This window comes from Mesorhizobium sp. B2-4-17 (assembly GCF_006441275.1).
GTDB lineage: Bacteria > Pseudomonadota > Alphaproteobacteria > Rhizobiales > Rhizobiaceae > Mesorhizobium.
Window position 1 is genome coordinate 56,144 of the sequence record NZ_VFUX01000031.1, and the last position, 11,845, is coordinate 67,988.

At 63.8% G+C, this 11,845-nt stretch carries 10 protein-coding genes; 4 read left to right on the forward strand and 6 right to left on the reverse strand.

The window, feature by feature from the left end; genetic code table 11:
• A complete protein-coding gene (locus tag FJ548_RS23160) occupies positions 1–810 on the reverse strand; it encodes an ABC transporter ATP-binding protein (protein WP_140759999.1) in 810 nt (269 codons plus the stop codon).
• Between the two features lies 1 nt (position 811).
• Positions 812–1,999 (reverse strand): ABC transporter permease, encoded by a 1,188-nt coding sequence (locus FJ548_RS23165; RefSeq protein ID WP_140759997.1) that lies wholly within the window; start codon positions 1,997–1,999, stop codon positions 812–814.
• Between the two features lie 77 nt (positions 2,000–2,076).
• On the opposite strand from FJ548_RS23165, the gene dgcA reads away from it, so the two are divergent.
• On the forward strand, positions 2,077–3,060 hold the full coding sequence (gene dgcA / locus FJ548_RS23170; protein WP_140759994.1) for an N-acetyl-D-Glu racemase DgcA: 984 nt from the start codon (positions 2,077–2,079) through the stop codon (positions 3,058–3,060).
• Here dgcA and FJ548_RS23175 read toward each other — a convergent pair.
• Positions 3,031–4,245: an MFS transporter gene (locus FJ548_RS23175; protein WP_140779049.1), complete on the reverse strand. Its 1,215-nt coding sequence runs from the start codon at positions 4,243–4,245 to the stop codon at positions 3,031–3,033. The two genes, dgcA and FJ548_RS23175, sit on opposite strands and share 30 nt — an antisense overlap.
• Before the next feature lie 126 nt (positions 4,246–4,371).
• The gene (locus FJ548_RS23180; protein ID WP_140779050.1) at positions 4,372–5,187 is read right to left on the reverse strand and encodes a UDP-2,3-diacylglucosamine diphosphatase; all 816 of its coding nucleotides are present in this window, start codon (positions 5,185–5,187) and stop codon (positions 4,372–4,374) included.
• Between the two features lie 119 nt (positions 5,188–5,306).
• Here FJ548_RS23180 and FJ548_RS23185 point away from each other — a divergent pair, with 119 nt between their 5' ends.
• The 3 genes from FJ548_RS23185 to FJ548_RS23195 all read left to right on the forward strand — a co-directional run bounded on the left by FJ548_RS23185 (position 5,307) and on the right by FJ548_RS23195 (position 9,859).
• On the forward strand, positions 5,307–6,086 hold the full coding sequence (locus tag FJ548_RS23185; protein WP_140693015.1) for an SDR family oxidoreductase: 780 nt from the start codon (positions 5,307–5,309) through the stop codon (positions 6,084–6,086).
• Positions 6,087–6,262: 176 nt separating this feature from the next.
• Positions 6,263–8,587, forward strand: coding sequence for an NADP-dependent malic enzyme (locus FJ548_RS23190; protein ID WP_140779051.1), 2,325 nt, complete (start codon positions 6,263–6,265; stop codon positions 8,585–8,587).
• A gap of 72 nt (positions 8,588–8,659) precedes the next feature.
• Positions 8,660–9,859, forward strand: a complete 1,200-nt coding sequence (locus tag FJ548_RS23195; protein WP_140693020.1) for a DUF2865 domain-containing protein — start codon at positions 8,660–8,662, stop codon at positions 9,857–9,859.
• On the opposite strand, the gene gltX is transcribed toward FJ548_RS23195, so the two are convergent.
• Both gltX and FJ548_RS23210 read right to left on the reverse strand, forming a co-directional pair.
• Complete coding sequence (gene gltX, locus FJ548_RS23200) at positions 9,777–11,150, reverse strand: glutamate--tRNA ligase (RefSeq protein ID WP_140693022.1); 1,374 nt, start codon at positions 11,148–11,150, stop codon at positions 9,777–9,779. The genes FJ548_RS23195 and gltX overlap by 83 nt on opposite strands.
• 255 nt (positions 11,151–11,405) lie before the next feature.
• Entirely contained in the window at positions 11,406–11,810 is a 405-nt protein-coding gene (locus FJ548_RS23210) for a GNAT family N-acetyltransferase (protein WP_140693026.1), read from the reverse strand.
• Positions 11,811–11,845 lie beyond the last annotated feature (35 nt).

The window sequence follows — 11,845 nt, forward strand, 5'->3', positions numbered from 1 at the left end:
CTATGCACGCGTGGCAAGATCAAGTTGCCGGGCGCGTTTTCCGCGGAAATAGGATTTTACCCACGGCTCCTCGCTCTTCAGCATGTCGTCGATTGTGCCCTCGACCAGCACCTTTTTCTTGCCGAGTACCGCCACGTGATCGCAAGCGGTGAACAGGGTGTCCAAGTCGTGCGTGACCATATAGACGGTCAGATCCATGGTGTCGCGCAGCTTGACGACGAGTTCGTCGAACTCGGCCGCGCTGATCGGGTCGAGGCCGGACGTCGGCTCGTCGAGAAAGACGATGTCCGGATCGAGCGCCAGGGCGCGCGCAAGCGCGGCGCGTTTGATCATGCCGCCGGAGAGTTCGGAGGGGAATTTCTGCGCCGCATCCGGCGGCAGTCCAACCAACTCGATCTTGAGCAGCGCCAGCTCGTCCATCAGCTTCTTCGGCAGATCGAGATATTCGCGCATCGGCACCTGCACGTTCTCCAGCACGGTCAGCGCCGAAAACAGGGCGCCATGCTGGAACAGCACGCCAAGGCGCATGTCGATGCGCAGCCGCTCGATGTCGCTTGCCTTGTCGACATCGACCCCGAACAGCCGGATCGTTCCAGACTGCTTGGGCATCAACCCGAGAATGGTTCGCAACAGAACGGATTTGCCGGCGCCCGACGCACCGACAAAACCCAGGATCTCGCCGCGTCTGATGTCGAGCGACAGCTTGTCGAGGATCAGCTTGTCCTCGATGGCAACGGTGACGTCGCGCACCGAGAGCACGATTTCGCTCTCGTCCTGCTCCTGCGTCGTCACCCCATTGCCCTTCGCCATCTTAGAACTCGATCGCTGCGTAGAACATGGCGAAAAGCCCGTCGAGGATGATGACTACGAAGATCGACTTCACCACCGAGGCGGTCACGTGCTGGCCGAGCGACTCGGCGCTGCCGCCGACCTTCATACCTTCGACGGAAGCGATGGTGCCGATGATCATCGCCATGAACGGGGCCTTGATCAGCCCGGCAAAGATGGTGCTGAGATCGATGGCGACGCGCAGCCTGTCGAGGAAAGCGGCCGGCGGAATGTCGGAATAGAGCCAGGCCGCGACGATGCCGCCGCCGAGTGCGGCGAAATTGGCGATGATCGTCAGGCACGGCAAGGCGATCACCAGCGCAACCAGGCGCGGAAAGACCAGGACGCCGATCGGATTGAGACCGATGACCTTCAGCGCGTCGACCTCCTCGCGCATCTTCATCGAGCCGATCTCGGCGGTGATCGCGCTGCCGGAGCGGCCGGCTATCATGATTGCCGTCATCAGCACGCCGAGTTCGCGCAGGATCAGCACGCCGACGAGGTCGACGACGAAGATATCGGCGCCGAAATAGCGGAGCTGATAGGCGCCTTGCTGGGCAACGATGGCACCGACGATCGCCGACATCAGCACCACCACCGGAATGGCGCCGACGCCCATGCGATCGATCTGGTTGAAGATCGCCGCCGGGTTGACGGCATGGCCGCGGCCGAGCTTCATCTGCGCGCCGCGGATGGTGGCGCCCAATATGTTCATCGAGGCGAGGAAATCGTCGCGCATCTCATAGACGCGCCGGCCAACCGCCTCCAGGGCACGAATGATGACGTTCGGCGGCCGCGCCGGCCCCGATTCGGGCTCGCGGCGCACGGCTTCGCCCACCGCGTCGAGCAGGATCGAAGCGATCTCGCTTTGGCCCTGCATCCGGACCTCGACGTTCTTCTTCTCGAAGACGCTGACCAGCCGGTCGATCAACCAGGCGCCGGCGGTATCGATCTTCTCGATTTTCGAAAGATCAAGGGCCAATATCTTGAAACCGCTTCGCTTCTCGATCTTGCGCATGTCGGCGTCGATCAGCGCAACGGTCCGCGTCGTCCAGGTTCCGGAGAACGCGCAACCGAGAACGTCGCCCTCCTCGCCGACCGCCACGCGTGGGTCGTGGTGAGCCTCCGAGGCGGTCGTACCGCTTGCGTCGCGCTTGCCGATCGTCAACATGGCGTCCTGTTTAGCCTGATGGGTCCGACCTTGTCGATTTGCCGACAACCCTTCTCGCACAGCCGGAGCAGAAAAATATGGCGCGTGTCATTTCGGTCGAGGCGGAACGTTTCCCGATCGACGGAATCTTCACCATTTCGCGCGGCTCCAAGACCGAGGCCGAGGTCATCACCTGCACGATCCGCGAAGACGGACATGTCGGGCGCGGCGAATGCGTTCCCTACAGGCGCTATGGCGAGACCATCGACAGCGTGCGCGACGCGATAGAGGCGATGCGCGAACGGATTGCCGGCGGCATGGATCGGACCGCCCTGCTCTCCGCCATGGCGGGCGGCGCCGCCCGCAACGCTGTAGACTGCGCTCTTTGGGATCTCGAGGCAAAGATCAGCGGAATACCGGTTGCCGACGCCATGCATGCCGTTCCGCTGTCGAGCCTCGAGACAGCCTATACCCTGTCGCTCGCCGAACCGGAGGCGATGGCAGCGCAGGCACGTGCCAATGCCATGCGGCCCCTGCTCAAGGTCAAGATCGGGGGCGGCAACGACATGGCCAGGATTCGCGCTGTTACGGAAGCTGCGCCGCAAAGCCGTATCATCCTCGATGCCAATGAGGGGTGGACCGACGAGAACATCGAGGCCAATCTCGCCTTTGCCGCACAACATGGCATCGCGCTTGTCGAACAGCCCCTGCCTGCCGGACACGACGAGGTCCTGCGCCGGATTGCGCATACGGTGCCGATCTGTGCCGACGAAAGCGTGCATGAGACAAAGGACCTCGGTTCGCTGGTCGGCCTCTACGACGCGGTCAACATCAAGCTCGATAAGACGGGCGGCCTGACGGAGGCGCTCGTGCTTCGCGACCGGGCTCGGGATCTGGGGTTCGGTATCATGGTCGGATGCATGGTCGGCACATCGCTGGCGATGGCGCCGGCGGTGCTGCTTGCGCAGGGAGCCGATTACGTCGACCTCGATGGCCCGCTGCTGCTTGCGCGCGACCGCGAGCCGGGTCTGGTCTACCAGGGTTCGCTCGTATTACCCCCGGACCGGGCGCTGTGGGGCTGAGCGCGCGGCAAGCCCGATCAGCACCAGGCCGATGATGGCGATCGGAATCATCGCCAGGAAACCGTCGACCCCGAGACGGTCATAGAGCGGACCGGAGGCGAGCGTGACGGCGGCCATGAAGAAGCCGTTGAAGAAATAGGCGATGCCTTGCGCGGCGCCCGTGCGCTCTTCCGAGACGGTCTCGCCGATCATTTTCTGCAGGCCGATCAGCACCATCGCGACGGACACCGAATGCAGCGACTGCACGGCGAAGAAGGCGGCGATGCCAAGGCCGAGCGGCCAAACCAGTGGAAAGATGATCCAGCGTACGATCGACCCGATGCCGGCGATGACCATCACCCTGACGACGGGCACGGAGGCAAAAATGCGGTTGAAAAACAGAAACATGCAGACTTCGGACACCACGCCCCAAGCCCACAGCAGGCCGACGACCGAATCGCTGAGGCCTATCGATTTCCAGTAGATGGAAACGAAGCCATAGAGGAATGCGTGGCTGGCGGTGATGATGCCGACGCCAAGGGTGAAGTAGAGGAAATAGGCGTTGAACAGGCTCGGCGCCGCGTGCTGGATTTCCACCGCCGACAACGGCGAGGCCTTGCGCGGCCGCCCCATGCGTGGCGCCAGCAGCCCTGCAGTGAGTGCCGCGCCAAGGGCCAGGAATATGATGACCGGAACGGCTTGAGGACCGCTGGCCGCCAGGATGAAGCCGCCCGCGACATTGGCGCAGAGATAACAGATTGAACCCCATTTGCGCATGCTGGCGTAGTTCGAGCCGAAGCGGCGCACGCCCGAAAGCGCCAGCGAATCGGCGATCGGCGAATGCGGCGTCCAGACGATAGTCAGCGCCAGCGACACAGCCAGCACCGTCGAGTAGGTCGGCGTGAGAAAATACCCCGCCGACAAAAGCAGCGCGGCCGCCACCAGCGCGACATAGACATCGGCGCGGTCCCTCGCCCGATCGGCGAGTGTGGTCAGCAACGGCGTCGTCACCACGCGCATGAACATAGGCGCCGCCAGGATGACGGCGATCTGCTCGGCGTGAAACCCCTTGGCCTGCAGCCAGAGCGGGAAATAGGGCAGATGCGTGCCAAGCGACAGGAACAACGTGCCGAAGATCAGGCTCATGCGCAGTTCGAAATGGCGTGGCTTGACGAGTCGTTCTGGCGAAAGCGGCGGCAGGGACATGAATCGATCCAATTGCGCCGCATTCCGTCAGCCGGTCAGCAACGTGGGTCGACCCATAACATAGGGGAAAACCGGGCGAAACCGGTTGGACTAATCGATTAGTGCCGAACCTCGTGGGAATTCGGCTCAGGCCGCCTGCCCTACCCGATCTTCGATGAGCAACGGAATGAAGGGCTCGTCCGGCGCCTCTGGCAGGACATGCGCCCAGGTCAGGATTTCCATCCGGCCGTCGAAATGTTCGACCACGGCCGTGCAGCTCTCCACCCAGTCGCCGGTGTTGATGTAGCGCACGTCCTCGAAATTCTCGATCGCCGCATGGTGGATGTGGCCGCAGATGACGCCGTCGACATGCGAGCGGCGCGCCTCCTCGGTGAGCACGGTCTGGAACGAGCCGATGAAGTTGACCGCCTTCTTGACCTTGACCTTTGCCCAGGACGAGAACGACCAGTAGGGCAGGCCGAGCAATTGGCGGAGCCGCGTCACCACGCGGTTGACGATCATCGCGGCGTCATAGGCATGATCGCCGAGATAGGCGAGCCAGCGCTGATTGTGGACGACGGTGTCGAACTGGTCGCCATGGATGACGAGCAGGCGCTTGCCATCGGCGGTTTCGTGGATCGCACGGTCGGCGACGACGATGCCGCCGAAATGCACGCCCTGGAACTGGCGGGCGAACTCGTCGTGGTTGCCGGCGATATAGGTGATGCTGGCGCCCTTGCGCGCCTTGCGCAGCAGTTTCTGCACCACGTCGTTGTGGCTTTGCGGCCAGTGCCAGCTGCGCCGCAGCCGCCAGCCGTCGACGATATCACCGACCAGATAGATGATGTCGGCGTCATGATAGCGCAGGAAATCGATCAGGAACTCGGCCTTCACCGCCTTCGAGCCCAGATGGACGTCGGAAATGAACATGCTGCGGAAAGTGCGGGGCTCTTGGCCTGACATCGCGATTTCACCCTTGCTTTCGAGCAGCCTATGCCCCGATTCATGCAACAACCGTATGACGGTTGCGATTGGTCCAGCGCTGGCGCTAGCCTGACGGGCAAATCACAGGAGAAATCGTCATGGATCTCGGCATCAGGGGAAAGAAGGCAATCGTCTGCGCTTCGAGCAAGGGGCTTGGGAAAGGCTGTGCCATGGCGCTGGCCGAAGCCGGTTGCGATATCGTCGTCAACGGCCGCAACGCGGAGCTGGTGGCGAAAACCGCCGCCGAGCTGCGCCAGCGCTATGGCGTGACGGTGACGGAAGTCGTCGGCGACGTTTCGAAATCGGAGGTGCAGAAGGCGCTGCTTGCCGCCTGCCCGGAACCCGACATCCTCGTCAACAACAATGGCGGTCCGCCGCTTCGCGATTTCCGCGAGCTCGATCGCGCCAAGATCCTCGAAGGCGTCACCCAGAACATGGTGACGCCGATCGAGCTGGTGCAGGCCGTCCTCGACGGCATGGCGGCGCGCGGCTTCGGTCGCATCGTCAACATCACCTCGCTGTCGGTCTATGTCCCCATCCCAGGCCTTGACCTGTCGTCCGGCGCGCGCGCCGGCCTGACCTCGTTCCTTGCAGGCGTGGCGCGAACGGTGATCGATCGCAACGTCACCATCAACTCTCTCCTGCCCGGCAAGCTCGACACTGACCGCCTGCGCGGCCCGCACGAGGCCGGTACCGTCGAGGATCCCGCCGCCGCCGCGGCGCGCAAGACCCGCATCAGCGCCGATGTGCCGGCCAAGCGGCTCGGCACGCCGGAGGAATTCGGCCAGATCTGCGCCTTCCTGTGCTCGGTCCATGCCGGCTATCTGACCGGACAGAACATACCGGTCGACGGCGGTCTCTACGTCAGCGCCTTCTGATCGGAGGGGCGGCAAAACGGCGCGACTCATCTGGCATGAAACAGCCGCAAATATCTGACATCTAGTGATTTTCGACGTGCCGACCCATAAAGCCATCGGCGCGTCAATTAGCGTCGCGAAAACCGCTGACCTCATGCTAAAAGGACTCTCGAAGCAGGTTTCGAGGGAGCGGCCGCATGGAAGGCGAGAACAAGAAGACGGCACGTTCGGATCTCGACGAAGCCGCCCTCTACTTCCACAAGCATCCGACGCCGGGAAAGCTTGAGATCCAGGCGACCAAGCCGCTCGGCAACCAGCGCGACCTGGCGCTCGCCTATTCGCCCGGCGTGGCGGCCCCTTGCCTCGAAATCCGCGACAATCCGGCGACCGCCGCCGACTACACGGCGCGCGCCAACCTCGTCGGCGTCGTCTCCAACGGCTCGGCCGTGCTCGGCCTCGGCAATATCGGCCCGCTGGCCTCGAAGCCGGTCATGGAAGGCAAGGCGGTCCTGTTCAAGAAGTTCGCCGGTATCGATGTCTTCGACATCGAGATCGACGCCCCGGAGATCGAGCGCATGGTCGAGACCGTCGCCGCTCTCGAGCCCACTTTCGGCGGTATCAACCTCGAGGACATCAAGGCGCCGGAGTGTTTCGAGGTCGAGGAGCGTCTGAAGGCCCGCATGGGCATTCCGGTGTTCCACGACGACCAGCACGGCACCGCCATCATCGTCGCCGCCGCCGTGCTCAACGGGCTGGAATTCGCCGGCAAGACCATATCGGACATCACGATCGTCACCTCCGGCGCGGGTGCTGCCGCGCTCGCCTGCCTGAACCTTCTGGTCTCGCTTGGCGCCAAGGTCGAAAACATCTGGGTCACCGACCGCTTCGGCGTCGCCTACAAAGGCCGGGCCGACGAGATGGATCGCTGGAAAGACCCCTATGTGAAGGACACCGAGGCGCGCACGCTTGCCGATGTCCTCCCAGGCGCCGACGTTTTCCTCGGCCTTTCGGCGGCGGGCGTGCTGAAGCCGGAACTGCTCGAGCATATGGCGCCGAAGCCCTTGATCCTGGCTCTGGCCAACCCCAATCCGGAGATCATGCCGGAAGTGGCGCGCGCGGCGCGTCCCGACGCCATGATCTGCACTGGCCGGTCCGATTTTCCCAATCAGGTCAATAATGTCCTGTGTTTTCCTTACATGTTCCGAGGCGCGTTGGATTGCGGTGCCAGCGCCATCAACGAGGAGATGAAGATGGCCGCGGTGCGGGCCATCGCCGCCCTTGCCCGCGAGGAGCCATCGGACGTCGCCGCACGCGCCTATTCCGGCGAGACGCCGATCTTCGGACCCGAATTCCTGATCCCCTCGCCCTTCGATCCGCGTCTCATCCTGCGCATCGCGCCGGCGGTTGCCAAGGCGGCATGCGACACCGGTGTCGCCACACGGCCGATCACCGACTTCGCCGCCTATGTCGACAAGCTCAATCGCTTCGTCTTCCGCTCGGGCCTGGTGATGAAGCCGGTGTTCTCGTCCGCCAAGGCTTCGAGCGCCAAGCGCGTCATCTATGCCGACGGCGAGGATGAGCGCGTGCTACGCGCCGCCCAGGTGGTGCTTGAGGAAGGCATCGCCGAGCCGATCCTGATCGGCCGTCCGCATGTCGTCGAGGTCAGGCTGAAACGCTACGGCCTGCGCATCAAGCCGGGCGTCGATTTCGGCCTGATCAACCCCGAGGACGATCCGCGCTATCGCCACTATGTCGACCTCCTGATCGAACTCGCGGGCCGGCGCGGCGTGACGACGGAGGCCGCGCGCACGATGGTGCGCACCGACAATACGGTGATCGCGGCCCTGGCGCTGAAGCGCGGCGATGCGGACGCCATGGTCTGTGGCCTCGAAGGGCGCTTCGAGCGGCATCTGCGCAACGTCACGCTGATCATCGGGCCGCGCGCCGGCATCAGGGACCATGACCTGTCGACGCTGTCGATGCTGATCTCGCAGCGCGGCATTATCTTTCTCACCGACACCCACGTCTCCGTCGACCCGACGGCCGAGGAGATCGCCGAGATGACCGTGCTGGCGGCGGAGGAAATCCAGCGCTTCGGCATCGAGCCGAAGGCAGCATTGCTCTCGCATTCGGACTTCGGCTCGCGCGATTCGCCGAGCGCGCTCAAGATGCGGCAGGCGGCGGCGATCCTGGCGCGGATCGCGCCGGAACTGCAGTGCGACGGCGAAATGCATGCCGATTCCGCTTTGTCGGAGCATCTGCGCCAGCGCGTCTATCCGCATTCGCGCCTGAAGGGCGAAGCCAATCTGCTGGTGTTCCCGAACCTCGATTCGGCCAACATCACGCTGACGGCGCTGCGCGCCATGATGGATGCCCTGCATGTCGGGCCGATCCTGCTCGGCACCGACAAGCCGGCGCACATTCTGACGCCGTCGGTCACGTCACGCGGTGTGGTCAACATGACGGCGCTGGCCGTGGTCGAGGCCGCGCACAAGGCACAGGCGATTGCCAACCTGGGCTGAGCCACGATTTCGCGGTAAACTGCGATTAACCGCGAACACGGTAGCCTTGCGGACGATGGCGGAGTTGGGCGGATGACAGGCGGAGGGTGGAAGCAGGCGCATGCTGCCGTGCTGCTCGGCCTCTTCCTGTCCGGTGCCGCGATCACCAAGCCGCAGGCCGCCTCGCGGGTCTGCCGCCAGTTGGAGGCCGATCTTGCCGCGGCTTCGCGCGGCGGGGGCGGAGGTCCGGCAATGATCCGGAAATACGATGCCGCGATCGATAGGCAGCGCCAACAGATATCGAGGGCACGCGATCAGGCGAGCAGCGTCGGGTGCGGATTTTCGCTGTTTTCCCGCAACATCAATCAATGCGCCGGTCTCAATGCCACCATCGACCGCATGAACGCCAATCTCGACAGCCTGCAGGCCAAGCGTGCACAGCTCGCCGGCGGCGGCTCACGCCGCGATCGTGGCCGCATCCTGGCGGCGCTCGACGCCAATGGCTGCCGCGACGATGCTGCCCCCCAACACCGCGCTCCGCTGCAGGACGCCGAGCGTGGGGAAGACGACAACACGAACCTGTTCGACCAGCTTTTCGGCGGCGACAGCCGACAGGTCGATACATTGGACCAGCCCGATGATTCCGGCGAGGAGCGCAACGTCCGCCGCGTCCTGAACCTGCCCGGCACTCCGGACTTTGCAGGCACAGGCGGCGAGTTCCACACCACCTGCGTGCGTACTTGCGACGGCTATTTCTTTCCCATGTCGAACGCCGCCTCGGCCGGCGATTTCGAACGCGACCAGAAAAATTGCGAATCGAGCTGCCCCGGCACCGAGATGCAGGTCTTCTATTCGCGCGGCATGGATGACGATTCGGCCTCGATGACGTCATCGGTCACCGGCAGGCCCTACAGTGAATTGCCGACCGCTTATCTCTACAAGCAGTCCAACATGTCGCGGCCCCCGGCCTGCGGCTGCAACGCCGCGCAGAATTTCCAGATCATTGGCGGCAATCCGTCGAATCCGACACAACCGCAGCCCGAAGCGGCCGCGCCTTTCGTTCCCATTCCGGCCTCAAAGCCAGATCCGGGTGCCGACCCGGAAACGCTGGCCAATAGAGAAGGCGGCCTCGACCGCGAAGCCATCAAGCGGCTTTCCGCGAAGCCGGTGACGTCGCCCGTCTCGGCCCTGCCGCTGGAGCAGCGCAGGGTCAGGGTCGTCGGGCCAACGTTCCTTCCCGACCCATCAGCGGCAATAAATCTGCAAGCTCCGGCCCCGAAGGCAGTCCAGTAAGGGCAAGTCTGAGCGGCATGAACAGCCCCTTGCCTTTGCGCCCAGTTGCTTCCCTGATCTTGCCCGTCCAGTCCTTCCAGACCGTCCCGTTCCAGGGCTCCTCCGGCAGGATGTCAAAGGCCTGATGCAGAAAATCGCGGTCGTCGGCGGAGAATTCGGACCGCTCCTGCGGCCCCTCGCGCAGGATGCGCCACCAGCCCACGGCGTCGGCGAGCCGGTCAAGGTTGCCGCGCACGGCCAGCCAGAAGGGCTCGGCCTGTTCGCCGGAGATACCGAGCACCATCAGCCTGTCTCGTGCCTCGTCGAACGGCATATGGTGCAGCAGGGCTCGGTTGAGCACGAAAAGCTCGTCCGGATCGAACTTGGCCGACGATTTTGACGTCGCGGCCGGGTCGAAATGACTGGCGAGTTCCGTCAGGTCGTGCGCGGCCGCGACGTTTTCCGAAGTCCCGACCAGCACGGCCAGCGAAGCGACGGCCATCGGCTCGATGCCATCCTCGCGCAGGCTTTCGATGGACAGTGCCCCGGTGCGCTTCGACAGTCCCTCGCCCGACACGGTGGTCAAGAGATTGTGGTGGCCGAAGACCGGCGGCTCGGCGCCCAGCGCCTTGAACAGAGCGATCTGCACGCCGGTGTTGGTGACATGGTCGTCGCCGCGGATGACATGGCTGACTCCCATATCGATGTCGTCGACGACGGATGGCAGTGTGTAAAGGTACGTGCCGTCCTCCCGCACCAGGACCGGGTCGGACAGAGAGCCCAGATCGACCGTTTCCTCGCCACGCACCAGATCGTTCCAGTGGATCTCGGTGCGCTCCGGCTGCTGCGGATCGCTGGTGAAATTGGGCAGCAGGAAGCGCCAGTGCGGCTTGCGCCCGTCGGCCTGATATTCGGCAATCTGATCGTGGGTCAGCGCCAAGGCCTCGCGGCCGTAGACCGGCGGCAGGCCGCGCGTGCGGCGCACTTTGCGCCTGAGATCCAGTTCCTCCGGCGTTTCGTAGCAGGCGTACAGAACCCCCGCTGCCTTCAGCCGCTCGACCGCCGCGTCATAGACCTCGAAACGCCGCGACTGATATTCCGTGGCGTCCGGGAAAATGCCCAGCCAATGCAGGTCGTAGAGGATGGCGTCGGAGAATTCCTGCTTCGAGCGGGCGATGTCGGTGTCGTCGAAGCGCTGGATGAAGCGGCCCTTGTTGTTCACGGCAAACAGCCAGTTGAACAAAGCGGTGCGCGCATTGCCGATATGGATGCGGCCGGTCGGTGACGGAGCGAAACGAACGGTAACTGTCATGAGCGGGGCGTACCGGATGCCTTTGTGATTGACAAGATGCGCCCCCGCACCATGCCGCAGACATAGAACATGGCGCGCGTCTTGAAAAGACCGGGGCCATGCGTCACGCATGGCCCCGGTTCGGTCAGACCACCAGACCCTTGGTCAGTGATCAGCGAAAGCCGCCAGGGCTGGCGCCGCCAATGGAGAAAAGTGAAGCCAAGAACACTGCGAAACGCGCTCGCGCGCAAATCGATCTTAGAACAAGCCATGATGTCATTCGGGCGCAAGGCGCATATATCGGCCATCGGTGGACGGCTTGAAACCCAGCTTCTCGTACATGCCGTGCGCATCGCTGGTCGACAGGCTCCAGTGCGAAACGGTGCTTAGCTCCGGATGGTCGATGAGTGCCCGCACCAGCCGCAACCCGATGCCTCGCCCGCGATGCTGCGGCCAGACGATGATGTCGGCGAGATAGGCGAACACCGTGCGGTCGGTGATGGCCCGACCGAAGCCGACCTGTTTGCCGTCGATATAGGCGGCGGCGCAGAACGAATGGGCAAAGGCGCGGCGGTGCGTTTCATCGCTGCGCCCGTCGCCCCAGTAGCTCGCCATCAACAGATCCGACGTCGCCCGGAAATCGATCCGCGACAGGTCGAAGCTGATTTCACACTCAGGCATGGCTCTGTCCTCGCCACAGTGCGGCGAAATTTTCG